General features: G+C 43.1%; 21 protein-coding genes. 10 read left to right on the top strand and 11 right to left on the bottom strand.

Features of this window, described 5'->3' with window-relative positions; translation table 11 throughout:
* Window positions 1-110 precede the first annotated feature (110 nt).
* Window positions 111-1,289 (bottom strand): GNAT family N-acetyltransferase, encoded by a 1,179-nt coding sequence (locus EKN16_RS23810; protein ID WP_125662996.1) that lies wholly within the window; start codon window positions 1,287-1,289, stop codon window positions 111-113.
* A 292-nt stretch (window positions 1,290-1,581) separates the two neighbouring features.
* Between EKN16_RS23810 and EKN16_RS23805 the strand changes: the two genes are divergently transcribed.
* The gene (locus EKN16_RS23805; RefSeq protein ID WP_125662994.1) at window positions 1,582-1,791 is read left to right on the top strand and encodes a response regulator; all 210 of its coding nucleotides are present in this window, start codon (window positions 1,582-1,584) and stop codon (window positions 1,789-1,791) included.
* Between the two features lie 256 nt (window positions 1,792-2,047).
* Here the strand turns inward: EKN16_RS23805 and EKN16_RS23800 are convergent, their stop codons facing one another.
* Window positions 2,048-5,050 (bottom strand): S-layer homology domain-containing protein, encoded by a 3,003-nt coding sequence (locus EKN16_RS23800; RefSeq protein ID WP_125662992.1) that lies wholly within the window; start codon window positions 5,048-5,050, stop codon window positions 2,048-2,050.
* 616 nt (window positions 5,051-5,666) lie between these two features.
* Window positions 5,667-6,338: a YdeI/OmpD-associated family protein gene (locus EKN16_RS23795; RefSeq protein WP_125662990.1), complete on the bottom strand. Its 672-nt coding sequence runs from the start codon at window positions 6,336-6,338 to the stop codon at window positions 5,667-5,669.
* Between the two features lie 218 nt (window positions 6,339-6,556).
* Here EKN16_RS23795 and EKN16_RS23790 point away from each other — a divergent pair, with 218 nt between their 5' ends.
* Together EKN16_RS23790 and EKN16_RS23785 are read left to right on the top strand one after the other, a co-directional pair.
* Window positions 6,557-7,630, top strand: coding sequence for an LLM class flavin-dependent oxidoreductase (locus tag EKN16_RS23790; RefSeq protein ID WP_179955563.1), 1,074 nt, complete (start codon window positions 6,557-6,559; stop codon window positions 7,628-7,630).
* A gap of 52 nt (window positions 7,631-7,682) precedes the next feature.
* Entirely contained in the window at window positions 7,683-8,426 is a 744-nt protein-coding gene (locus tag EKN16_RS23785; protein ID WP_125666601.1) for an SDR family NAD(P)-dependent oxidoreductase, read from the top strand.
* 244 nt (window positions 8,427-8,670) lie between these two features.
* Here the strand turns inward: EKN16_RS23785 and EKN16_RS23780 are convergent, their stop codons facing one another.
* Both EKN16_RS23780 and EKN16_RS23775 read right to left on the bottom strand, forming a co-directional pair.
* Window positions 8,671-9,012, bottom strand: coding sequence for a zinc ribbon domain-containing protein YjdM (locus EKN16_RS23780; RefSeq protein WP_125666599.1), 342 nt, complete (start codon window positions 9,010-9,012; stop codon window positions 8,671-8,673).
* A gap of 220 nt (window positions 9,013-9,232) precedes the next feature.
* Entirely contained in the window at window positions 9,233-11,020 is a 1,788-nt protein-coding gene (locus EKN16_RS23775; protein WP_125662988.1) for a helix-turn-helix transcriptional regulator, read from the bottom strand.
* Window positions 11,021-11,188: 168 nt separating this feature from the next.
* On the opposite strand from EKN16_RS23775, the gene EKN16_RS23770 reads away from it, so the two are divergent.
* From EKN16_RS23770 to EKN16_RS23760, 3 genes are all read left to right on the top strand, one after another.
* Window positions 11,189-12,100: an ABC transporter ATP-binding protein gene (locus tag EKN16_RS23770; protein ID WP_125662986.1), complete on the top strand. Its 912-nt coding sequence runs from the start codon at window positions 11,189-11,191 to the stop codon at window positions 12,098-12,100.
* A gap of 23 nt (window positions 12,101-12,123) precedes the next feature.
* Window positions 12,124-13,029, top strand: a complete 906-nt coding sequence (locus EKN16_RS23765) for an ABC transporter permease (RefSeq protein ID WP_232015979.1) — start codon at window positions 12,124-12,126, stop codon at window positions 13,027-13,029.
* A 105-nt stretch (window positions 13,030-13,134) separates the two neighbouring features.
* Window positions 13,135-13,803: a DUF4097 family beta strand repeat-containing protein gene (locus EKN16_RS23760; RefSeq protein WP_232015978.1), complete on the top strand. Its 669-nt coding sequence runs from the start codon at window positions 13,135-13,137 to the stop codon at window positions 13,801-13,803.
* A 97-nt stretch (window positions 13,804-13,900) separates the two neighbouring features.
* Here the strand turns inward: EKN16_RS23760 and EKN16_RS23755 are convergent, their stop codons facing one another.
* Window positions 13,901-14,311 carry a MerR family transcriptional regulator gene (locus EKN16_RS23755; RefSeq protein ID WP_125662980.1) on the bottom strand — a complete coding sequence of 137 codons (411 nt, stop codon included), beginning with the start codon at window positions 14,309-14,311 and terminating at the stop codon, window positions 13,901-13,903.
* A 71-nt stretch (window positions 14,312-14,382) separates the two neighbouring features.
* The gene (locus tag EKN16_RS23750; protein ID WP_232015977.1) at window positions 14,383-15,795 is read right to left on the bottom strand and encodes an alpha/beta hydrolase family protein; all 1,413 of its coding nucleotides are present in this window, start codon (window positions 15,793-15,795) and stop codon (window positions 14,383-14,385) included.
* A 274-nt stretch (window positions 15,796-16,069) separates the two neighbouring features.
* On the opposite strand from EKN16_RS23750, the gene EKN16_RS23745 reads away from it, so the two are divergent.
* A complete protein-coding gene (locus EKN16_RS23745) occupies window positions 16,070-16,639 on the top strand; it encodes a hypothetical protein (RefSeq protein ID WP_125662978.1) in 570 nt (189 codons plus the stop codon).
* A complete protein-coding gene (locus tag EKN16_RS23740; protein WP_125662976.1) occupies window positions 16,636-17,271 on the top strand; it encodes a GNAT family N-acetyltransferase in 636 nt (211 codons plus the stop codon). The genes EKN16_RS23745 and EKN16_RS23740 overlap by 4 nt, the downstream gene beginning before the upstream one ends.
* Window positions 17,272-17,395: 124 nt before the next feature.
* Here the strand turns inward: EKN16_RS23740 and EKN16_RS23735 are convergent, their stop codons facing one another.
* The 4 genes from EKN16_RS23735 to EKN16_RS23725 form a co-directional block, all read right to left on the bottom strand.
* Complete coding sequence (locus tag EKN16_RS23735) at window positions 17,396-18,817, bottom strand: alanine/glycine:cation symporter family protein (RefSeq protein ID WP_125662974.1); 1,422 nt, start codon at window positions 18,815-18,817, stop codon at window positions 17,396-17,398.
* The gene (locus EKN16_RS33545; RefSeq protein ID WP_260182432.1) at window positions 18,789-18,914 is read right to left on the bottom strand and encodes a hypothetical protein; all 126 of its coding nucleotides are present in this window, start codon (window positions 18,912-18,914) and stop codon (window positions 18,789-18,791) included. Before EKN16_RS33545 ends, EKN16_RS23735 begins: the two co-directional genes overlap by 29 nt.
* A gap of 193 nt (window positions 18,915-19,107) precedes the next feature.
* Window positions 19,108-20,841 (bottom strand): ABC transporter ATP-binding protein, encoded by a 1,734-nt coding sequence (locus tag EKN16_RS23730; RefSeq protein ID WP_125662972.1) that lies wholly within the window; start codon window positions 20,839-20,841, stop codon window positions 19,108-19,110.
* Window positions 20,838-22,604: an ABC transporter ATP-binding protein gene (locus EKN16_RS23725; protein ID WP_125662970.1), complete on the bottom strand. Its 1,767-nt coding sequence runs from the start codon at window positions 22,602-22,604 to the stop codon at window positions 20,838-20,840. Before EKN16_RS23725 ends, EKN16_RS23730 begins: the two co-directional genes overlap by 4 nt.
* A gap of 323 nt (window positions 22,605-22,927) precedes the next feature.
* Between EKN16_RS23725 and EKN16_RS23720 the strand changes: the two genes are divergently transcribed.
* Window positions 22,928-23,788: an arylamine N-acetyltransferase family protein gene (locus tag EKN16_RS23720; protein WP_125662968.1), complete on the top strand. Its 861-nt coding sequence runs from the start codon at window positions 22,928-22,930 to the stop codon at window positions 23,786-23,788.
* Between the two features lie 23 nt (window positions 23,789-23,811).
* Window positions 23,812-24,753, top strand: coding sequence for a DMT family transporter (locus tag EKN16_RS23715; protein ID WP_125662966.1), 942 nt, complete (start codon window positions 23,812-23,814; stop codon window positions 24,751-24,753).
* The last annotated feature ends 6 nt before the right edge of the window (window positions 24,754-24,759 follow it).

Below are 24,759 nucleotides of genomic sequence, written 5' to 3'. Positions count from 1 at the left end.
ATTAGGGCCAACGAATATTTCGTTGGCCCTTTTCTTATTTATACTCGAAACTAATGCAGCCTTAGGAGTACCATTGCTGATAATTAATATAGGGGTTCGTTGTGTTACCATTAAAAGAAATCCATTAAGTGGGTATGGCGATTGGGAATTCTCCGTTCCAGCAGCTCCATCGCCGCTGCATCCCCATGAAGCCCGCCGACCCGTCTGAGCATATCCGGTCTCCGGTTTCCAGCTAATAACGCCGTCAGCGTCCCAATATCGCATTGCACAGCAGGCAGACTGGCTCCCGTACCGTTCATTCTCTCCAACCGGGCTGATCCTTTTGCTGAGAACTCCATTCGGAACACACCATCATTCCATGGTGCATGTACATCACTCAGCTTAAGAAGCAGCGCTTCCTCCTGATTGGAGGGAGAGAATGGATACATTTCCACGAAACTAGTGACATCCACGATACGTGACATGAAGTAAGGCACGACCTCTTGCTTGAACCTGGGATTCGGCACGAGAAAGGATAGTGAATCGTCCATGGATGCCGTCAAGGTCAACTTGTCAATCATTGAATCGTGGTTGGCTGCGAAGCTCCATAATGCCATACGGGCCGCATCGGTTAATTCTACCCACTCATGCACGGTAAACGTCCGATTCGTGACCTGATAAATCACGTATCCCTCCGCTTCCCCACTCTCGCCGTAATAGATAGCCGCACTGCCGGACTTGGACCAAATCTTTCGCTTCCACCAGTTGTCATCTCGCTTTAGCATGCCGCTATACTGAGAAGCATAAGCCTCATATATACCACTGAATAGTTCTGTTCGTTTCTCAACTAGGCGTACATGTCCCGGCACATCCACGCGGGGAGGAATATGCGCGGTCTCCATCGTGTATGCCTTTCGCTCTACAACCATTTCATAACCATACTTACGATAAAAGGAAAAGGAAAAAGGGGCAAGCATACTAATCGTCTGCCCATTCTCTCTCATCGTAGCAAGCGCATGTATCATCAGCTTGGAGACACCGCCCTGCCGCCGGGAGTCCGGCCAAGAGGCTACGCTGGCAATACCGCCCATGGAAATAGCCTGCCCTTGTATCCACACTTCAAATGGGTAGATAGTCAGCATGGACTGTAGACGCCCCTGTTCATCGAAGACACCCCATTCCAAATCCGGCCGGAAAGATGCTCTGGCTTCCTCTATTCCCTCCGTGGACATCTCCATTTGAAAAGCAAACTGAGTTAGTGCGATTCGCTCCTCGAATTGTTCCAATGTCAGCTGTTTGATCTGTACCATGCCCAATCATTCCCCTTTCTCTTATCCACGACACAGCGTTTAAAGCTTTCTATTGGTGTGGACGAATCCTGCCGTTAGATATGTTCCAATGTTTGAATGCTAATAAAATCATAGATCATACTTCGATTTCCCGCGCCGACTATGACGATTGTAACGGGTTTATTCATAGGATTCAACATAAAGTCCTATCCTCTTCAATGTAATGGTCAGTTCGGTAACGATAACCGTGTCATCAGGCAGTGAGTAGGTAAAATGAGGCACACTGCTAAGGTAGACGAGCCAGAGGATTACCGTGAATAAAGTGCTGATCGCTGACGATGAACCGATGGTTCGTAAAGAATTGATCCTTCTCATCAATTGGCAGGAAGGCAATACAACGGTAGCCTTGCAGTATGTAGAACAACTATTGGCAATCCAGCGGTCTAGCCAGCTTAGTGAAGCTGATATCAGGGACGTAGTCCTTTTTCTCAAACAAGTGCAAAAAGTATATGACCAGTCATGAGGGCCCCTCAAATACGCTTCTATTCTCTCTCGAGACGTCACGATAAATCTCATGAAGATCGAAAAGGCCAAAAGTCCATTGGTATAGATGACACAACCTAAATTAAGAAGCCTCCAGAACCACTATTAAAGTGGAGCTGGAGGCTTCTTTTTCTTATCGTTATAATCCAAAGTGGGGCACAAAAATTTGAGAAGTGACTTTTGGGACAGCCACCTTTAAGGCTTCTATTCGGCTACGTTAGCTTAGATATTTGGATCTAAACAATTGTTGGGTCTACTGAATTCCCAACAGTTATATAGTACTGTAGTTGGGAGCCTTTTGGGACTTTTGTTAAAGTTCCACCTGTTACTCTGTTTGCATCTACTCCATCTTCCCATACCGTTGGTTGTCCATACTTTTCTGATGAATTTGTAAACGTTGCACCTGCAATATTTAATAACGGTTGCGAATTTACTCCTACACCTTTTCCTAACTCAATACCACCAAATTCATTCCCAGATACATCAACAGTTCCCGTTAATGTCACGTTTGATCCATTAACTAAGATTGCTGCATCTGCTCCAGTTACTTTGATGTTTTTAAATACGGTTTCACCCGTTACATTGTAGACTTGGAATACATAATTTCCGTTCCATCCTACTGCATTGCCTGTGAAGGTTACGGCATGATTTCCACCATTAATGGTTACAGCACGGCTTACTATGATTTTTTCTGCTGTGCTGAAATCTGCTGTAACTTTAATAGTTGTTTTTGTAAGATTTTCTAACGCTGTTTTTAATTCTTCTGAATTTTCTACTTCAGCTACGGTTGTTGGATCTAATGATTTCTCCGCATCTACATAGTACTGCGGCTGGGAGCCTTTTGTTATTTTTGTTAAAGTAGCTCCACCCGATATAGTTGCAATACTTTCATTTGATGGGTCTTCCCATATCGTTGGTTGTCCATATATTTCTGATTTATTTGTAAGTACTGCGCCTACTGAAATAGTTAGGATTGGTTGTGTAGTTACTCCTACGCCTTTTGATAATTCAATTCCACCAAATTCATTTCCTGATACATCAATTGCTCCCGTTAATTTCACGTTGGATCCATTAACTAAGATTGCTGCATCTGCTCCACTTACTTTGATGTTATTAAATACAACTTGATTTCCGCCCGTTACATTATAGACTTGGAATACATAATTTCCATTCCATTTTTCTAATTCATTACCTGTGAAGGATACAGTATGATTCCCACCATTAATGATTACCGCACGGCTTACTATGATTTTATCCGTTGTGCTGATATCTGCTGTAATATTAATCGTTGTTTTTGTGGAGTCCGTTAGTGCTCCTTGTAATGCTGGCAAATCCGCTACATTAGCTACTGGATCTAATGAGTGCCCAGCAGTTACATAGTATTGCGGCTGGGAGCCTTTTGTGACTTTAGTTAAGTTCCCACCTGTTACTCTATCTACATCTACGCCGTCTTCCCATATTGTTGGTTGTCCGTATACTTCTGTTGTATTTACAAGTGTTGCTCCTGTAATAGTTAAAGCTGGTTGTGTATCTACGCCTACGCCTTTGCCTAATTCAATGCCACCAAATTCATTTACAGATACATCAACTGTTCCTGTTAATGTTACGTTGGATCCATTAACTAAGATTGCTGCATCTGCTCCCGTTACTTTGATGTTATTAAATACAGTTGCACCCGTTACATTGTAGACTTGGAATACATAATTTCCGTTCCATCCTAGTGCATTGCCTGTGAAAGTTACGGTATGATTTCCACCATTAATGGTTACGGCACGGCTTACAATGATTTTTTCTGTTGTGCTGATATCACCTGTAATATTAATTGTTTTTATTACAGAATCCGCTAACGCTACTTTTAATGCTGGCAAACTCATTACGTTAGCTACGTTTACAGGCGTTGTTGGTGTTGTTGGTGGAGTTGGTGTCGGTGTTACACCTGCATCCAGTATTTTGTTTGGTTGTTTTTCAAATGTTGTACCTGCTTTAGCTATGGCGTTAAGAGTAGCAGTCTCAATTGTACCTGTTCCTAAAAACTGAGCTACTGCATCAAGGATTAGGCTTACAATTTTCGCATCTTTACCAAGATCAAGAATCAAACCTGTTGCAGTTGTATTTACTGTAACCTTTTGAACGCTACCTTCAGGAATGTTTACGCTAATTTTATTTCCATCAACTTCAAGATTATCAAAAGTACCTTTTAAAGTTACTTTAGCGCCTTCTGGAAGAAGATCTGACAATTTAACATTACTGAAGCCGGATCCAGTTGCATCCGTTTCTTGAATGATTACCGGTGAATTAACGATTACTTGCGCAACAGTTGTTGTTCCTTCTGCTACTATACGTACAATTCCATTTTTCTTTTCTACAGTAATCGTAAGGAGAACGGAGTTTTTAAAGTGAATACTGTTTTCTCCTCCGCCTTGGACGGAAGTTTCACCTTTAACAGTAACATTATCCAATACTGCATCCCCACTGCCAATTCCTGCAGCGAAAGTAAGCTTGCCATTAATAATCATGTTCCGTAGTGTTACGCCAGCAGTATTAATCACAACATCATGATTAACTGTTTCCACACCAGTGGCAGGGCCGAAAGTTCCAGCAGTATTATAAGTCACCTTATCAAATGATATTGCGCGATCCAATGTAACGACTGCTTCTGCACGCGTAATTGAATTTGTTGGTCTAAACGTATTATCTGCTGGGTAGCCTTTCAATATTTCTTTAGCTACAGAAGCATTTACTGCATCCTTCGCCCAGCTAGCAATTAATTTTGTATCTTTGAATGAATTCTCAGCGCTAGCTGTAGCAGAGAGCTTCAACAATCGATCGACAATAACAGCGACTTCTTGTCTGCTTATCAGTTTGTTAACCCCAATCGTTCCATCTGTAAAACCCGTTATGTAGCCCGCTTTAACAGCTTTAGCTACTTCAGTGTAGGCCCAATTTCTTGAAGCCACATCAGTGAATGATATTGTTGCTTCTTCAGTGAATCCAAAAGACCGATTGATCAATGCGATAAATTCTGCTCGAGTGACCGTGTTATCCGGCTTAAAGCTACCGTCTGAATACCCTTTAATAAATCCTTTTTCAATCCAGGCATTAATTTGGCTTTCTGCCCAATGACCCTTTATATCTGATGTTGTAGTTGCTGTGGCGCCAAAAGCCACACTAACTGAAGACAATAACATACAAACAAGTAAAAATGATGAAACTAACTTCATGATTGATTTGTTCTTCATACTTCTCCTCCTGATACTTCTAAATTTGTTAATCTATATCTCATAGAGATGGTGAAATATTTGTTCACTTCTCTCGAAATATCTCATTCTGACAATTAATTAATTTGGTTAATAAAGACGATATTAGGGAGATTTTAGCATAGATAGAAGGTTTAATCTATGATTTATAGGAAATCAGGACTATATACCCTGTATAAATACCTATTTCACTATATAAATACCTCTTACTTTGAATATTTTGTCGAAAAATGTTGGATACTATATAATTATCTATTTTTGTATTCAATGTCATGACTTAAGTCACGGAAATATTTGTATTCCATTCATAATAATATCCAAACTATGTTAAAGTTAAGTGGACGCCGTATAAATGGTTTCACATAAACGACCGTTACAAGCATGAATGCAAACAAAGCTGCAGACCTATTGGTCTGCAGCTTTGTTTGTCCGATTTGAGAATATCCTGGGACAGCCATAGTCAACTTACATTTCTATTAAAATACCTTCTCATCCAGGATCAGCAGCGATCATGATGAAGACGGGTTGGGATGAGTTCAAAAATGCTTGCCCATTCGCCAAACCCGCAGTGAGGCTTTACTAGGTTGGTTTATTTGGGCTAGGATTGTTCTTTGCGATATAGCTCACGACTCTTATAACCCGCCTGAAGAATCAGCTTCATTTCTTCTCGTCGCTTTGCTTTTGTTTCCTCTTGTTTAGCACTATAGACATACCGTGCCCAATCTTTGCGATACCCTTGGGTAAGCGATTGGTACATGTTAAGCAGCTCTGGAGTGTCCTCCAAATCCTTTTCTACACTTGGAATTAGGGAGATATAGTCATCTACACGTTGACTTGATTGTGAAGAAGTTCGATCTTTGCTCCCAGCGTCCTCTTTTAGCCCAACAACTGTAAAGACATCATCCAGTCCTACCATACGTGCAAATTTAATATTGCTTGTCCCGATATATCCATTCTCATCGCTGCCTAGACCCGCAAGCAAGTCATCACGATGAATAAATGTTGGGTAGACTTTGTTTCCCTTTTTAGGATATGCCGCAAAAAGATAGCCATTTTTATGGAGATGCTCATGTTTAATCACATGTTCAACTAGTTCCTTTAATGACTCCATATCTAACACAAAAGCAAATATGAGATCATACGCGCGATTCTTGAGCGTAGTATCATAGCCCGTCAACTCTGCAAAATAATCTGTTCCTTCAGGTTTGTCTAATACTGCTACTTGATCGTACTTTTGTAGATTCAGCTTTTCTACGATTGATTTAGCCATTATGCTTCACCCCCTACATGTATTCGGATGCTTCTTCATTAATTAATGCTAATTATAACCTAATAAATAAACCAAATAAATCAAGGAGAAACCCTTATCACACTAGCTCTTCTTTCATTTATGTTAATTCTCTATACTTCGTCTCGATAACAACTTACTATAATTGAGAAACTATAAAAAAACGAGTAAACTATAGGTAATGAAGGAGGCGAATCACAATGGCAGATTCGGCAATCAATATGGAAATAGGAATTAGTACATTTTTGGAGACCACACCGGATCCAGTGACAGGAGAGGTCATTAGCCATGCCCAGAGGCTGCGCAATGCGATTGAGGAGATCGTTCTGGCCGATCAGGTCGGTCTTGATGTCTATGGAATTGGGGAACATCATCGACCCGATTACGCAGGCACCTCGCCCGCTGTTGTACTAGCAGCTGCTGCTGCCATGACCAAGCGGATACGGCTCACGAGTGCCGTTACCGTGCTGTCCTCAGACGACCCGGTTCGTGTGTATCAAGCTTTCTCCACCCTAGATGGCATCTCTAACGGCCGGGCTGAGATTATGGCGGGCCGAGGTTCGTTCATTGAATCCTTTCCGCTTTTCGGATACAGTCTGGATGATTATAACGAATTGTTCGAGGAAAATCTGGAGCTGCTGCTTGCGATCAGATCCTTGGAAAAGGTGACTTGGCGCGGCGGTCATCGTCCTGCTATCGATAACCTTGGTGTCTATCCCCGGTCGGTTCAGAACCCTCTGCCGGTGTGGATCGCTAGCGGCGGAAGCCCCCAGTCTGCTATTCGTGCAGGAATGCTGGGTTTACCGATCGCGTTCGCCATTATCGGTGGAATGCCTGAGAATTTCGCTCCGTTAGTCGCTCTCTATAAAAAAGCAGCCGCACAGGCGGGACACGATCCTGAAAAACTGTTGATTGCGACCCATTCACATGGATTTGTCGGAGAAACAACCGAACAGGCTGCTAATCTATTCTTTCCTTCAACACAGGCCCAAATGAATGTCATCGGGAGTGAGCGAGGTTGGGGGCAGCGTTACGACCGCGCAACTTATGATGACGCACGCAGCCTTCGGGGGGCCCTCTATGTCGGCGATCCTGAATATGTGGCGGAAAAGATTATTCTATTGCGCAAAAATTTAGGGGTTACTCGGTTTTTCCTACATGTGAATGTCGGCACGATGCCGCACCGTGAAACCATGCGTGCCATCGAGCTGCTCGGCACCAGGGTCGCACCAATCGTACGTAAGGAGCTTGCCCGACAAGAGACGAAGGAATAAAATGAAGCGTTCTTTCAAAGATTACATACATCAAGCAGCGGAGGTTTATCTGATGAGATTCTCTAATAAAGTAGCTATTGTAACAGGCGGAGCAAGCGGGATCGGAGCAGAGACCGTCCGCTTGTTCGCGGCCGAAGGGGCCAAGGTCGTTATTGCCGATTTTTCAGATCAAGGTCAAGCGTTATCGGAGCAGCTTAATGCGAATGGCTTGGACACTTTGTTCGTGAAAACAGATGTTACGAAAGAAGCGGACGTGCAGCATATGATCGCTGAAACAGTAAGCAAATACGGCAAGCTGGATATTTTATTCGCGAATGCGGGTATTGCGAATGATGCTCCAGCCCATTTGCTCAGTGTCGATGCATGGAAGAGAACGGTCGACATCAATTTGTCGGGCGTCTTTATATGTGACAAATATGCCATTGAACAGATGCTTTCGCAGGGGACGGGAGGAGCAATCGTCAATTGCGGCTCTATTCATAGCCACGCCGGTAAGGGTGGCGTAACTGCCTATGCAGCGGCCAAAGGCGGCGTCAAGCTGCTGACCCAAACATTAGGCATTGACTATGCCAAAGAAGGTATTCGCGTCAATGCGGTTTGTCCTGGTTATATTGACACGTCGCTCATTGCAGGTCGTACTGAAGCGATTACTGCTCATCTTGTCGGCCTCCATCCGATGGGGCGGCTCGGCATGCCGGAGGAAGTGGCGAAAGCGGTTCTCTTCCTGGCGAGCGACGATGCCTCCTTCATTACCGGAACGAGCCTACTCGTCGACGGTGGGTACACAGCGCAATAACAATGTGAAGAGCCTGTCTTTGTCCGGATCTTCCCCCTCCGGTAGCCTAGTCCATTATTTTTGAAACGAGCATATCACAACACTTCAAGCCGGATTGGTTGAAATGCAAAAATAAGACCATGCTCTATAATAGAGTTCATGGTCTTCATTTAAATTCAATTTCCATAAATTCCAATTAACAAGGGAATCCCTCCATTTCAAAGGCATTCCCATACAAATTCATTCTGTTGCATTAAAGCCGCATTTATATCTTTTTAACAAATTCAGATTTTAATTTCATAGCTCCAAAACTATCAATTTTACAATCAATATCATGATCTCCATCAATCAATCGTATGTTTTTTACTTTTGTACCTATTTTTATGACTAATGAGCTTCCTTTTACTTTAAGGTCTTTGATTACTGTTACAGAATCACCATCGTTTAAGACATTTCCATTTGCATCTTTGATAATCTTTTTATCTTCACTATTCTCAGTTTCTAATTCTGAAGTCCACTCATGACCACATTCTGGGCAAACAAAATGACTTCCATCTTCGTAAGTATATTCTGAATTACATGTTGGGCAATTTGGAAAATTAGACATCATTTATGTCCTCCATTCGTTATTGTTAATTCTAATAGATAAGAATTTTATTAGCGTCATTAGGTAGATTGCTTTTGATTAGTGGCTACATGTAAACCATCAATAACAAGACTTCTTTTCTTTCATCAAAGCAATGATACCATATACTGAAACAAACAACTTTATCGTATCGCTAAATATTACCCATGGATCGACTGGATGTGCTATATCACTTTCTCCATCAACTACGAAATAAGTGTTCATTTTTTGTCTTCTCTACCGCCTCATCGCGGTTTGCGACCTGTAACTTCAAATAAATAGAAGAAATGTAGTTTCTGATCGTGCCTTCGGATAGATATAGTTTTTGAGCGATAGCTTTATTTCGAAGTCCCTCGGTTAATCCATGGAGTACATCCAGTTCCCGCTCGGTTAAATCATATGGATTAAGAGCTGTAATCACATTCTGATGTTGGAACAATTGATGGGCCACATCCTGCGAAATCATCGTACCTCCGCTATATATTAACCGTATGGTCGCCGCCAATTCTTTGGGATGGATAGATTTCAGCAAGTACCCCTCCGCTCCCAGACGAAGAGCCTCCGCTGCATAAGAGATATCCTCCAGGGTTGTTATCATAATGATACGAATGCCCGGCCATGTCTCCTTAATCATTTTTGTGGCCGCCATACCATCCATTTCCGGCATGTTGATATCCATCAATATAATATCCGGTTTATCCTTCTCACATAGATCGATCGCTTGATTTCCGGTTCCAGCAACCCGTACTTGAAAATCTTTTTCCTCCCCTAACAGCAGCCTCAAACTTTCACGAATCAACGGCTGATCATCCGCCAATAAGATCCTAATCTGCTGGCTGCCTTCATTCGTCTGATTCGGAATGGTACAAATGACCATCGTACCTTCATCTCTCTTCGAATCGATATAGAGCTTGCCTTGCAGCGCAGAGAGACGCTCCATCATGCCCGTAAGCCCAAATCCATATTGAATTTGTTCCTTGCCCTTTCCATTATCCTGCACCTGCAGCATCACCTGAGCAGGATCATACTGAAGAATAACCTGAATGGAGCTCGCCTGACCGTGCCGACTCGCATTGGTTAGAGACTCCTGCAGACAACGGTACAAGACAAGCTTGGCCTGCTTCATCACAGGATAGGGTTCACCCATCGTGCGGAAGAAAAGGCGGACGCCAGTATTGGACTTAAAATCATCTATCAGTTGTATTAAGGCCCGATCCAGAGGTAGAGCATCTTCTATAGGATCCATTTGATGCACTTGACGGCGAATATCTTGTAATCCGGTTCTTGCCAGTTCCAGCATTCCCAGCAGCTTTACTTCGCCTTCGTTTGAATGAATATGAGGTCGTAATGTTTCCATTCCTAGAATCAACGATGTATAGCTATATCCAATCGTATCATGCATTTCGCGAGCCATGCGATATCTTTCTTCCAGCAGCGTCATTCTTTCAATTTGCGAAGAATATTGCTCTAGAATGCTATATTGCTCGTTAATCACCGTAAGCTTTTGTTTAATGCCATTGATGGCCGCCGCACCTTTTTGAAGTGCAAAGCTAACCCCATAGAAAAAGAGTGCATCGGTTAAGCTTTGCCAAAAAGGATGCGAGGATGACGACACAAAAGCAGCTCCTTGTGCGCTTAAAATAAACAGGACTACAGCAATGGGCAGGGAGAGCAAATGCGATTTGCCCCGGCTATAGAATGCTATCGTAAAAAGGACAGGAGGAAATAAGCGCAGCAATTCATAGTGGTACGCAAGAATAAGCGACAAGCCACCAGCAAGTAAACATTCTGCTGCAAGATAATGGGCATAATTTTTCCGCACAAATAAAAAAGGAACAGAGTTGCAAACCAGGAGAGCAACCAACACCATTCCAAAAGGAAAATTTGGTTTATCCTGATACATGAAAATAATAACAGCTACTACCCATAATGTGCGGATTGTGAGCATAGCCCAATCCTGCCAAGAGCCTTGTTTTTTTATAAGGTGCATGCGTGCAACTCCGATCATCAAAAAAATGAAATGGCGACAGACGGCCTTAAGCAACCCATTATTCCCTGTCATATCAAGGTTATGACGCTTTGTAACTGTGCATTATGACAACCGTTTGGTAGCTTGATGTTGGATCGGATGAAATTCAAAAGAATGGAGTGATAATCATTGTCGCTGCTGCAAATTCGTGATCTCACCAAAAAAATTGGAAACAAAGTAATTGTAAACCATTTATCGTTAGATGTGCAAAAGGGAGAAATCCTCGGCCTCTTGGGTCCGAACGGAGCGGGGAAAACAACCACGATTCGCATGACCGTCGGTTTAATCTCCAAGTCCGACGGCCAAGTGTTAATTAATGGAATCGACACACGTACTCATTTTGAAAAAGCAATGAAGCATGTGGGTGTCATTGTCGAAAACCCCGATTTGTACAAGTATTTGTCCGGTTATGACAATTTGGTTCATTTCTCCAGAATGACCAAAGGCGTGACAGAACAAAGAATTCGGGAAGTCATTGGTTTAGTCGGATTGGAGCACAGCATTAACGATAAAGTCGGGACCTATTCCCTTGGCATGCGGCAACGCCTGGGCCTTGCCGTCGTGCTCGTGCATAGGCCTTCTCTGCTCCTTCTTGATGAACCCACAAATGGTCTAGACCCGGCTGGAATCCGCGAACTAAGGGAGCATTTGATAAATTTGGCGCGGCAAGAAGAGGTTGGTGTCGTAATCTCAAGTCATCTGATGTCCGAGATGGAGATGATGTGTGACCGAGTCGCGATTTTGCAAAAGGGGAAGTTGGTCGGCATCCATAACCTGTCGGATCTGGTGCAGGATGAACTCGCTCAGGTCCAGTTTGAAGTCGATCGTCCCGATCTGGCTGTACAGGTTCTACAATCCTTAATGTCTGGTGCGGAAATCATCAAAGACCAAGAACGGGTACGGGTACGCATTCCCAAAGCTCGTGTTCCTGAAATTAACCAAAAGCTTATGGATGCAGGAATTAAGGTGTTCGGCGTCAACACCATAAAGAGGACACTTGAGGACAAATTCATTGAAATTACGGGAGGCGAAGAACATTGAACATGCTCATTCTCAACGAAAACATGAAAATCTATAAGAGGAAGCGCACATGGGTCATGATCGCGTTTGTGGTGCTCTTCGTCTTGCTCCAGATTGTAAATCTAAAAGCGTCCGGAAACACCTTTAGTAAGGATTGGAGAGCGCAGCTTGAACAAGAGAATACCCATTATAAGCAAGAGGCGGCAAAGACAGATGCACTAAAAATTGAGATTAAACAAGCAGAGAAAAACATTTTACTGAATCAATATTATCTTGATAAGGGTATTGCACCCACAACAAATGCATGGAATTTTGCGGTGAATCAGGTTAGTAATCTGATCGTGGCCGTTTCCCTCATTTCCATCATTATCGCAGGTGAAATCGTCGCCGCCGAGTTCGTATCTGGGACGATTAAGCTGTTATTAACACGATCGGTCAGCCGTACCAAGATCTACTTCTCCAAATATATGACCGCTATTCTTTTCGGACTCTTTCTATTATTGGTCGGTATACTCTTATCCATTCTATTGGGCGGTCTTCTGTTCGGTTTTGGTGGATTAGGAGATTCCTATCTGTATGTGAAAAACAACACCGTAGGAGAAGCTTCCATGATACAGGCTCTACTCGGAGGATATTTGTTCAATATCCCGTACATGCTGCTCACGATCACATTGGCGTTTATGATTTCTGCCGCTTTTCGAAGCACGACGTTCTCCATTGTCATTTCCCTTCTCATCTCGGTAGCCGGATTCGTTATCGCTATCGCAATGAATGGCTGGTCCTGGACCAAATACTTTGTGTTTTCCCATACTGATTTCACCCCATTTGTATTTGGCAATCCATCGATTGAGGGAATAACCTTTGGATTCTCTATTATCCTTGTCGCCATCCATCTCATGGTGATGCATTTGATATCGTACCCCTTATTTGTAAACCGCGATGTGACCTAACTAAGAAACAAATGACGGCTGTACAGTAATATAGATCTGCCTTTACCTACACATCTGAAATGGGGAGAGAATATGAAGGGTTTGCGATGCTTAATCGTATTATCAATGCTGTTTGTTCTTGCTGCATGTGGTGCAAAAGAGGAACCAATGGGCGCAAAAGAGCTTAAGTTACAGGTAGGCGATCTCAAGAAACTTCTCATTGACAACAAAAATGGAGAAATTGAGATTGTAGGAAATACGGACTCTGATGTCATTCAAGTTACGGCTCATGTAAGCTCTAATCATATCAACAAGGATAAACTAAAGCTGGACCTGCAGGGGCGAGAAGACACTGCATATTTGGATGCTTCGTTTAAGGGCCAGTTTCTCTCCATGGGTTCAGGCTCCGTTAATCTTCAGATTAAGGTTCCGAAGCATCTCCAGCTTGAGATCAAGTCCCACAAGGACGGCAATATTCGGGTATCGGATATGTCATCCGAAGTAAAGATCGATAATGTAAACGGAAATATTGATGTATTAAATACGAAGGGACCTCTAAATATAAATAGCAGAGATGGGGATTTGAACCTCCATGATATCACCTCGGACATCGAAATTGATAATATCAATGGACACATCAAGGTAGCTCATGTGGACGGATCGGCTGTCATTGATGTCGGAGACGGGACGCTGGATATCGACCATGTGGGGAAGGACGCCATGATTACACAATCCGGAAACGGAAAAATAAAGATTGGTGATGTGAAAGGTACCGTAACCCAAAAGACAAAGTGATAGCAGGGGTATACCCCTGACCAAAGCGGATCCGAAAGCGACCCCCTCCGCAGCCAAGCTGAATAAGGCCGAGTGGAGGGACAGCGCGCCCGGCTTCCTATATCCAATTCCGTCGCTTACTCATCCGAATTACGAAACGATTGCATGTAGTTATGAATGTCTTCTTAGGTGTCTGAAGCAATCCTGCAAGCATCGTTTGTATGGAATGCAGCGATTTAATTCTCTCATCAATCTCAAAGATCTTATCGCGTACTAATCCCTGTAATGTCTCCGCCTCCATGTCTTGACTGAGCATTTGCAGCCCTTCTTGGATTTCCTTTAGTGAATAACCTAATGATTTGGCATCTTTGATGAACTTAATCTTCACCAGATAATCATCCATATATATCCGGTACCCATTCGCTATCCGTTGGGGAGCAGGCAGAATGCCACTCTCCTCGTAGTAGCGAATGGTTGCCGTGCTTAACCCGGTTCGCTTTGCCAGTTCACCGCGTGTCATTCCTTCCATGCCTGTTCCCCCAGTCTTTTAACGTCTTTATTCCGTTTGCATTCTCTTTTTCGTGTATACCTTGTCAAACTTCACTTCGGGATATTCAGGTGATGGACCCTCCAGAAGCGCCGGCTGTTCCCTTTTAAATATTGATCGAAGAAGGCTCTTACATAGGATCTGGTAATATCGATATTATGCACAGGGTCAATATTCTTGGCAAAAAGCGACGGGGACAGCAGCGCTATCTCCGTGAAGCTCTGATGAATAAAATGATCGACGGTCAAATAGTAGGTATCATTTGTGCTTTTCGTCATGACCGATTTCAGATCGGGGGCAAATTCCTCATAAAATACCTTGTCCTTCTTCGTGGTCGATGGATCAAGGCTCTCGGCGGTGCCGCCGGACATTATATACATAAATGGCTGCTGCAAGCCGGTATGGGCAACACTTCCCCAGAATCCACCTTCTAGGCTTAAGCCTGCCTTGAATCGCTTGTCCTGCGCCAGTGCCTCTGCAGTCGTTGCCCCGCCATAGGAGTGTCCAAATATTCCGACATGATCGAGATCCAGCTTGCCTTCGAACAGCCCGTTAGGGTCCTTCGTGTTCCATTGCGTAATGATGTCGAGTACGAATCGGGCATCTGCTGCGCGAATCCCAACACCCTTTACGTTATTCTCGTAAAGCTCTGCCGCTGTCGGAAACTTAGGTTCCGGTTCATAAAAAATAGCGCGGCCGTCAGGAAATGTGACCTTGGCCGATGTGTAGGGATGGTCCATACCCACAACGATGTACCCGTGACTGACTAGTTCCTCTATGGCTGTCATGCTCTGAAACCGGGTCGAACGGACGCCGGGCGAGAACAGCAGTACCGGATAGTTGGCTTTAGCCGTAGACAGCTCTGCCCCATTGACAACATGCGTAGGAATCGCTGTTACATGACTGAATAGCTGCTTGGGTATGCCAAACACCAGACTAATTGCTTCCCCCAGTTCAGAAGGATAATGCTCCACCGGCTTCCCTTCGGCCTTGCTCCGATCAACCGGATACCAGACATTCACCATGAGCTCCCGCTTGTCGTTAGGGTCAGCACTGAAGGTTTCACCACGGGATTGATCCGTGAGATGCCGGGAAATGGTGCCAATCGCATAGCTGCCGGTCGGCTCGGGCATGGAGAAGACGGGCAGGAGCATACTTAAATATACAGACACACCAGAAACGGCCAAAACTACGATAGATAGCAGACTCTTTTTCAACAGCGCTTTAGAACGGGCTTCGCTGTGAGGCTTAAACAGTCTACGGATCAATACGATGATTAGTACCAACGCCACAGCGTAGGCCGGAACCATCTGTACGCGAAACTGATCTATAATTCCATGCAGCAAAGCAACCAACACCACGGACAACAACAACGCTGCATTCAGCCGTCGGTCTCTTTTCCCAAAGAGAATTCCCCCTGCGGCTGCCAGGATGACCAGGATTACAATTACCTCTAATACTCTCATTATACATTACCTCCAACTTCATCTCGGTCCTCCGTCATATAGAACCGCAATTGATTATAGATAAAGCATAAACGTTGAAGTATACTGCAAGGTCAAGCTGTAATTTTGTTAGATTATGTTCATCTTCTCCAGCTCACAAGCAGTTCAACTCAAGTTTTAGAGTGAATGAATAAAATAAGTATAAAACTATTGAAATATCTGATCATTACAGTTATAGTTGTTTTGGATAGAGACAGTCTACTTAGTACATAACTTTAATCGGAGGTGCACTTGAATGAAACAGTTACGGATTCCTTCATTTTTGCATGATGTTTTTGGTGAAAGGCAGCGTGTAGGGTCTATTCTGGCCATACTGCTTTTTGGCGGACTGCTGACAACGGCGTTATATTTGATATTTCCTGAACTTACGGACCATTTGCCGGTGTGGCGCAGCGCCTTGGCATTGTTACTCATTTTCGATATATTTTCCGGCTGTATAGCCAATTTCACAGCTTCAACCAGCAACTTCTATGCGGCACGAAAAACGAATCGAATCGTATTCATTGCGATACACTTTCATATCGTGCTTGTTGCGCTTTTATTAAACACAAATGTTTGGCATGTAATAGGAGTATGGGCTTATACGATCGCAGGAGCTTTTATCGTGAATGCTCTTATCGGAAAGCATTCACAGCTATTTGTTGCAGGCTTGCTCTTATCTGTCGGCCTAGGCTGGATACCGATGCTGCCGGATATAGAGCCTTATATGTTGATCACCTGCTTATTATTTATGCTTAAAGTGTTATTTAGCTTCGCCGTTGATCATTACGGAAAAGCCATAAACAACCCAGGTGAGGAAGCATGAGTACGCCAGATAGAATATCGAAACTGCAAAAGTCAGATAAATCCTTATTCGTATCACTCATGAGTCAGGCATTTTCTCAAGACCCCTTATTCCTGCATTTATTTGGAAATTCAGAGGTTGATAGGAAAGCAAGGAGCAGCGTGAAAGCTTTTGTATCCTTTATGTTTGATAAAAGTTTTTTGCTTCATGAAGAGGTTTGGGGCGCTTTTGAGAATGAGAGCTTGCTTGGTACCTACGTCGTGGAGAAGCCGCACACAAGCAAGCTTCAGAATATGGGAGGGGGCTTGTTGTTAATCGGGAGGTTTATTCCATTGATTGTTCAAATGCCCGGAAAAACGTTAAGTCTCCTTAATTCCTATATGCGAATCACCAGATCCGCTGCTCCCCTATTGGCGCATCACTACCTCATTATGATTGGAGTAAATCCGAAGGCTCAGGGCAAGGGAATCGGTAAAGCCTTGCTGCAGCACCTGTTGAATACGGTAAATGCGGACAATAAATCGCAGGGAGTCGCGCTGGATACGGAGAATAAAGAAAATGTAAATTTGTATCGGAGATTTGGATTTACTCTAAGCAGAGAAGTACAATTCGATAATTTACCTGTGTATTGCATGTTTTTTCAAAAAAAATAGCACGAGCCGCATCAAGCTTGCCTGACCTTCCCAGATGAAATGGTATACGGTGAAGGATCCTACAAAAAAAAGGAGCTCCCTGCCTGCTTCAGGCTCGGGAACTCCCCAACTAACCATATATCCGTTATCTTGTCATTTCTGAGCTCGAAGGCGAGTCGTCCCAACATTCAATGTTATCTAAACCCTTAATGCTGTCTTTATAAAAGACGGGGTCTTTCCCTGCTCTTTTCTGCTGCTTGTAGTCATGCAAGGCGGCAAAGGCCACTTTGGATAATAGAAGTATGGCAACTAAGTTAACAACAACCATAAAACCCATGAATAAGTCAGCCAAATCCCATACCAGCTGAACCTTTGCTACAGAGCCGAAAACAACCATGGCCAGAACACTGCATCTGTAAAACAGTAACACCGATTTCTTTGACTTTAAAAATTCAATATTGGTTTCTCCGTAAAAATAATTTCCAATTAACGTACTAAATGCAAACAAGAAAACCATAATGGCCAGAGAGCCGGAAGCCCAGGAACCGATATGATCACTTAATGCGGCTTGTGTCAGTTGGATGCCATCCAGCCCAGGCTGCTTATAAGCATTGGATAGCAAAATAATGAAGGCTGTGCTCGAACAAATAACTAACGTATCCGTGAGCACGCCGAACGCTTGTATAAGCCCTTGTTTTACGGGATGACTAGTGGTTGCAGTTGCTGCAGCATTCGGCGCGCTTCCCATACCAGCTTCGTTCGAGAACAAACCGCGCTTCACGCCTTGCAAAATTATTGCACCAAAAGTCCCTCCCGCGAATTGTTCAAATCCGAACGCACTTTTCACAATAAGCTCCAGAACTTCCGGCATTTTTGTGATGTTGGCCAGCACAATGAATAGGGCAACGCAGATGTACAGCACGGCCATGGTAACTACAATATACTCGGACATTTTGGCAATACGCTTGATACCGCCGAAGATTATACCCGCAAAAGCAGCAGTCATTACAAGTCCAAGCATTAAACGATTTGTGCCGAATGAATTTTCAAAGGCTAAGGTAATCGTGTTTGACTGGACCGCGTTAAATACGAGGCCGAATGACAGCGTAATCAACACAGCAAATAAAACTCCCATCCAACGCTTGTTTAGGCCTAATGCCATATAATATGCAGGACCGCCGCGAAATCCTGTCTTATCCTTCACTTTATACACCTGTGCTAAAGTACTCTCAATAAAGCTGGATGCCGAACCAATGATCGCAATCACCCACATCCAAAAGACAGCTCCTGGGCCGCCTAAACCAATCGCAATCGCGATTCCCGTAATATTGCCTGTCCCGACTCGGGCTGCCATACTGATACAGAATGCCTGGAAAGGTGAGATGCTGTCTTTTGACCTTACATTGGATTCTTTTAGAACAACAAACATTTCCTTCAGCATGCCTATTTGTACAAATTTCGATCGGAATGTGAAGTAAAAACCACAAATAAGAAGAAGAACGATCAAAAGTTTAGACCAAAGAAAATCACTTGTTACACTAATCAAACTCTGTAATATTTGTTGCACGTAAATCCACCTCTCTGCTATCCTTCTTGGCCATAAAGCCGATAATCGTAACTGTGAAAAAACTCTCCAACATCGTATTTTCACATACAACCTGCATTAATGCAAAAGACCAATATGAGCAAAATGTCAGCTTCGTTGCCGCCCTTGTAATAGGGTTCCCTAAGAAGCTTGAAGATACTTACAGCAGAAGCAATCAACGGTAAAAAAGCCGTACCTATAAGCAGGTACGGCTTCATTTGGTTACTATGGACATGACGTATTTACATTTCACCGATTTGCGTTAAGCTGCGCTAAATATTTTGCAACTCCATATTTTCCCTTTGAGCGTATACCAACTCTCTGTATCTTTCGCTCCGTTCTAACAATTCCGAGTGTCTTCCCTGTGCAGCAACCTTTCCTCGATCTATAACAAAGATAGTGTCTGCATTCTGAACGGTCGACAATCTATGAGCAATAATAACTGTCGTTTGCCGGGATCGGATCTCATCAATTTTTTGTTGTATCTCCTTTTCCAATGCTGTATCCAAAGCAGATGTTGCTTCGTCCAGAATGAGTATCTCCGGATTACCAACCAATGCCCGCGCCAGCGCAATTCTTTGCCTTTCCCCACCGGACAAGTTGATTCCTCTTTCCCCAAGCTGCGTTTCATAACCGTCCTGCAATGACTTTATTAATCCGTCAATTTTAACGACTTTGCAAGTCTCATACAGCATGTCATCAGAGATATTTCGTCCGAGCAAAATATTATTTCGAATTGTATCCGGGAACAAGTACGGTTCCTGAAACACTACAGCGCACCGTTCCATCCAGGAATCAAATGCAAGTTGGTTGATTTGCACACCGTTTATAAGCAACTCGCCTTGGCTTAGACTATAATACCGGAGCAGCAGCTGTGTGATCGTTGATTTCCCCCCGCCGCTAGACCCGACAAATGCAAGCTTTTGTCCTGTTTCCATTTGTAGAGACAATCCATTCAACACGAGAGGAGCATCATCCGAATATCGAAAATGAACATCCTGGAACTTGATGCTTGTGACAGGCCCCTTTATCTGAGCTTGTCCATCCTCAAACCGTGTGAGAAGCACAGCTTCATTCAACCGTTCGACATGTACGGAGAAATTTTTTTGATCATCTACAACAAAGTTAAACAGTCCGTGGATCGAACCCATCAGCTGGCCAGCTAATTGAAAGGCAATAAAAAATGCGCCTATCGATAAATCCCCCTGAATGACCTGATACCCGCCATATCCAAGTACCCCCAAAGCGGCAAAGCGATGCACCGGCTCACTTAGAATCAATTTTTTATTCAACACTTTCCAATCGTTAAGAAGGGATGAGTAATAATTCTGAAACGCGCCGTCCATTTTCCGCATCTCCCACTCGCCTCTATGGAACGCAATGACTTCTCTCGTTGAAGAAATGGCTTCTTCCATATGGACGAGCAGCTCGCTTTTATGCTTCTTCGTTTCATGGGTTGATGTATTAATTCGTTTGCCGATATATTTCCCAAGAACAAGGTAAAAAGCAGCCAAAATAATAACAAGCAGCAGAATAGCGGGACTTGTTATTCCTATTACGATCGAAATAGCGATAACACTCATGAAATTAGACAATCCCTCGGGTAATTGATGGTTCAAAAAACGGATTATTTCCGCGACGTCCCCAGTTACATAATTCACATACTTGGCTGTTCGCTCATTATGAATATTTTTGGCAGGCAGTTTATACAATCTCTTCATCACATCACTTACAATGGCGCCGTGTATTCGATAATTGCAGCTTTGCAAAAATTTAAATCCATACAGGTACAATAAATTAAATAATACATACGACAGAACAAAGATGATCAAGTATCTCACTAGCAGCTCATAATGCCCCTCCATAAAGACATCATCGATGATTCGCTTTTGGATCCATGTCATGAGCACGCCGAAGCAACTATACGTCAGGAGCATACTGCAGCCTAACCAGAAACTGAATTTGTATTTTTTATAATAGCCCCAAATCCATCTAATGTTTTTCACTCAAGCCCTCCATGTGCATTCGCTAATTCGTATAATATTCCTTTCTTGCTAATTAGGCTGTCGTATGTTCCCGATTCCGCGATCTTCCCGTGTTCCAGCACAATAATGCGATCATAATCGGCAATGGTCGATAAACGGTGGGCTACAGCAATCGTCGTCCTGCCTCTCAACAGCGCATACAGCGCCTTTTGCACCTCAAGTTCGCTAATGTTATCCAAGGCGGAAGTCGCTTCATCAAGTACAACAATTTGTGGATTTTTGATAAACATTCTTGCTATTGCGATTCGCTGCTTCTGCCCTCCCGAAAGCTTAACACCTCTCTCGCCTATTGCCGTTTCATATCCACTCGGCAGCTGCATAATAAAATCATGCGCATTAGCAGCTTTTGCAGCTGAAATGATTTCATCTTCTGCCGCACTTGGCTTGCCAAAGAGAATATTCTCACGCACGGTCGTTCCGAATAAATAAGTTTCTTGAAACACATAGCCTATAGCCCCCCTTAAATGGCTAAATGGCAGTTCCTTTATGGAAACCCCATCAAGCAAAATGTCACCCAATTGAGGATCGTAAAACCTGCTCAATAATTTTATTAATGTCGATTTTCCGTTACCACTTGTGCCGACTAACGCAACTCGTTCACCCGGACGGATATGCAGATGGAAATCTTGAATCACCTTCCTGTTTCCAGGGTACTCAAAATGAACCCCGACAAACTCAACTTCCCCTCTTACATCCGGTATCTCGCTTAAGTACGTCTGCGCTTCTTTTACATCAGGCTCCCTTGTCATGAACTCATATACAGTTTCCGCTTGAAGCATAAATATCTTTTGTTCGATCAACATTTGCGTAATGCGAGCCAACACCCTCATAAATAAAAAGTAATAAAAGGTAAAAGCTACAAACTGCCCCACCGAAATCTCTTTATTATGCATCAGTACCGAACCATAAATAAATACAGCGAGCGCCCCCGTAGAAATCGAAATGCCTCTAGCTGCAGCTCTCTTATAGTAGTTATAGAACTGAACCCGCAGGGAATCGTTTTGCAATTGCAGTGTCTCCGTTAGACGGGACAAGTTCCATTCTTCTCTCCGAAAGGCCCTTAACTCTAACAATGACGAAATGCTATCGTACATTTTCTTGTTAAATTCCTTCTCGTATTCCCTCGACTTCAACCCTAGTAAAGTCGCGATCCGTTCGTAGCGAGGGCCAAACAAGTAGTAAGCCAAAAAGCACGGAATGGCTATCAAACATAGACCCGGATGAATAGCAACCATGGTAATGAATGCGACGATAAGTAAAATCATTTTTTCAGTCAGTTCCGGAAAATAATTTCGATATAGATTGCTAACCGCAGCAACTTCTGTGTTTAACAATGACAACAACCCACCTGCCGGGTGGTTTTCATAAAAAGAGAAACCGAGCCTGCGCAGTTGGTTTATGATGGAGAACTGCAGGTCACGAACAGCCTTTTCTACAAATATTCGTTCTAACAATTTTCGAATCGATACAATTGCAATTTGAAGGAAGTAAATACATGCTAGCACGCCTAATAACAGCATGAGCTTATTGGTATCTTTGGCGGGAATTACGTCATCAATGAGATACTGGATAAACCTAGGGGATGCCATTTCATAAAGTGACAGTAAGAAGCCGCAAATCATGAATAAAAACAGGTACCCTTTATATTTCATAGGATAAGACAGCAGCCAGCCATATAATTTAATAATTTTGAATCCTTTTTTTGTATAGCTCTTGGCAATCATCTCTGTTTGAGCTTCAGAAGACAATTTCTTTCACCACATTTCGTAATTTTTTCATTTCTAACTATAAATTTTTAAAATGATTTCCATATTACAACATATAGAGTTGTTACACAACAATTAATTCATAAAAAAACTTGGACTCCTCTGAGTGATACACCGCGACTGTAATCCTATAGACACGCTGAACTCAAAGGAACAACTATACCGGTACAGTTGTTCCTTTTTTGCATTGTACGAAGTATATTTCCCTTTTACAATGGTTCTACGACCTCCGGAAGGAAACAGCTCCCAAAGGCGATTTTTAGAAATTAGAGGTGACAAGAATGTATATGATGACGAGAGAGGAAATACAAGCTTATTTAAGAAGAATCGGTATTGCAGAAATTCAGGCCCCTACCAAGCCCTATTTATTTGAACTGCATAAGGCTCATGTGAACAATCTTTCATGGCAAACCGTTGACATTTTTGCAGGAAAGCCAGCAGGTATAGATTTTAGAGAATCCGTTCAACTCATTTTAAACCATAGAAGTGGCTATTGCTTTCACCTGAATGGAGCATTTTACGTTCTTCTCCGTTCATTAGGCTACAAAGTATCTTTGCATCGAGCTGGAGTCCAACCATTAGGAGCCGAGCCTCGTATTAATTCATTTCACCTTGGGCTAACTGTCAACTTAGTGAACGAACAACAGGAGGAAGAAATATGGATTATTGATGTTGGACTAGGGGATATGCCATATGAACCTCTTCCACTCCATCCTGGTATTTATGAACAAGCCCCATTAAGTTATAAAGTTATGGAGTCTAACGTTGTTAGGAATGGTTGGCGCTTAGAACATGATCCTCTAGCTTCATTTGTTGGAGTGGATTTTGACCCTGCTGTTGTTACAGATCTTGAAGAGTTTAAGCCGAAACATGAGTATTATAGTCGCTCAACGGATTCCCCTTGGTTTAATGTGTTTCTTATTAGGCAAAGGCATGCGACAGGAAGTAATGAACTCCGAGGCTGCATGTGGAACAAAATTGGGATTAGTGGCCTGGAGAAGACGGAGATTACTAAAAAATCACAATGGCTTGAAGTTTTAGGAGATGTATTTGGAGAGCAGCTCGTTAACTATAGTAATCAAGAACGGGACGAGTTATGGAAGAGAGTACAGATAGCTCATGAAGAGTGGAAAAATCGATAACATGGGCTTAGGGGACTGTGACTATGGAAAATAAACAAAAGACTAATGCCTATATGGCCGCCGTGCTATATGCCATCATCATTGGCTTTGCCTTTATTTTTGTTAAATTGACGCTCACGCATGCAAGTCCTTTGGACATATTGGCGCACCGATTTACCGTCTCTTTCGTGGCTGCTTCAATTCCAATCTTGTGCGGATGGGTTCGATTAAGCTTTAGTATCAAAGATATAGTGACCATGCTGCCACTGGCTTTATTATACCCGACCCTATTTTTTGGGCTTCAAACTTTCGGCTTGGTCTATACGTCCTCTTCTGAAGCCGCGATTCTTCAAGCCACAGCCCCTATCTTTACAATGGTTTTAGCGGCTTATTTTTTGAAAGAATACGCCAGTCCATGGCAGAAAGCCTCCATTTTATTATCGGTAGCGGGTGTACTCTTCATTTTCATCATGAAAGGGAACCGACTGGAGGCGAATCATACCGTAGGAACGATTTTGATTCTGTTGTCGGTCCTTTCCTTGGCCGGATACAGCGTTCTAGCCAGAAAAATGATGCGAAAATTCAACTATAAAGATTTAACGTATGTGGTTACCGCCATCGGCTTTCTGGCCTTCAACGGCATGGCTGTTATCGCTCACGTTTCGAAAGGAACGCTTAACCTATACTTCGAACCTTTTAGGAGTCCAACATTTGTGCTGTCTATACTGTACTTGGGTATAGTTGCGTCCTTGATCTCTCTCTTATTATCTAACTTTGCCTTGTCGCGTTTGGGTGCCTCCAGGATGAGCGCGTTCAACAATTTATCCACTTTAGTTACTATTTTTGCCGGGGTTTTATTTCTGAAGGAGCAGCTTGAGTACTTTCATCTATTGGGTGCAGTCATGATTGTTACGGGCGTTGTCGGAGCCAATTTTCTCCATGCGAAAAGATCCGGGAAGCAAGAAGTCCACCAAAGTAACCGCTAAATTGTC

Origin of the sequence: Paenibacillus baekrokdamisoli, assembly GCF_003945345.1 — a bacterium.
Classification (GTDB): domain Bacteria; phylum Bacillota; class Bacilli; order Paenibacillales; family Paenibacillaceae; genus Paenibacillus_Z; species Paenibacillus_Z baekrokdamisoli.
This window is presented reverse-complemented; position numbering and strand designations above follow the sequence as displayed.

What these genes read in the sequence shown, in the direction of transcription:
- EKN16_RS23800 (WP_125662992.1), bottom strand. Translation starts at nt 5,050, where the DNA reads ATGAAGAACAAATCAATCATGAAGTTAGTTTCATCATTTTTACTTGTT.
- EKN16_RS23785 (WP_125666601.1), top strand. Translation starts at nt 7,683, where the DNA reads ATGAGATTCTCTAATAAAGTAGCTATTGTAACAGGCGGAGCAAGCGGG.
- EKN16_RS23725 (WP_125662970.1), bottom strand. Translation starts at nt 22,604, where the DNA reads ATGATTGCCAAGAGCTATACAAAAAAAGGATTCAAAATTATTAAATTA.
- EKN16_RS23765 (WP_232015979.1), top strand. Translation starts at nt 12,124, where the DNA reads ATGAAAATCTATAAGAGGAAGCGCACATGGGTCATGATCGCGTTTGTG.
- EKN16_RS23775 (WP_125662988.1), bottom strand. Translation starts at nt 11,020, where the DNA reads ATGCACCTTATAAAAAAACAAGGCTCTTGGCAGGATTGGGCTATGCTC.
- EKN16_RS23750 (WP_232015977.1), bottom strand. Translation starts at nt 15,795, where the DNA reads ATGAGAGTATTAGAGGTAATTGTAATCCTGGTCATCCTGGCAGCCGCA.
- EKN16_RS23780 (WP_125666599.1), bottom strand. Translation starts at nt 9,012, where the DNA reads ATGTCTAATTTTCCAAATTGCCCAACATGTAATTCAGAATATACTTAC.
- EKN16_RS23755 (WP_125662980.1), bottom strand. Translation starts at nt 14,311, where the DNA reads ATGGAAGGAATGACACGCGGTGAACTGGCAAAGCGAACCGGGTTAAGC.
- EKN16_RS23745 (WP_125662978.1), top strand. Translation starts at nt 16,070, where the DNA reads ATGAAACAGTTACGGATTCCTTCATTTTTGCATGATGTTTTTGGTGAA.
- EKN16_RS23810 (WP_125662996.1), bottom strand. Translation starts at nt 1,289, where the DNA reads ATGGTACAGATCAAACAGCTGACATTGGAACAATTCGAGGAGCGAATC.
- EKN16_RS23760 (WP_232015978.1), top strand. Translation starts at nt 13,135, where the DNA reads ATGCTGTTTGTTCTTGCTGCATGTGGTGCAAAAGAGGAACCAATGGGC.
- EKN16_RS23715 (WP_125662966.1), top strand. Translation starts at nt 23,812, where the DNA reads ATGGAAAATAAACAAAAGACTAATGCCTATATGGCCGCCGTGCTATAT.
- EKN16_RS23790 (WP_179955563.1), top strand. Translation starts at nt 6,557, where the DNA reads ATGGCAGATTCGGCAATCAATATGGAAATAGGAATTAGTACATTTTTG.
- EKN16_RS23720 (WP_125662968.1), top strand. Translation starts at nt 22,928, where the DNA reads ATGTATATGATGACGAGAGAGGAAATACAAGCTTATTTAAGAAGAATC.
- EKN16_RS23740 (WP_125662976.1), top strand. Translation starts at nt 16,636, where the DNA reads ATGAGTACGCCAGATAGAATATCGAAACTGCAAAAGTCAGATAAATCC.
- EKN16_RS23795 (WP_125662990.1), bottom strand. Translation starts at nt 6,338, where the DNA reads ATGGCTAAATCAATCGTAGAAAAGCTGAATCTACAAAAGTACGATCAA.
- EKN16_RS33545 (WP_260182432.1), bottom strand. Translation starts at nt 18,914, where the DNA reads ATGCAGGTTGTATGTGAAAATACGATGTTGGAGAGTTTTTTCACAGTT.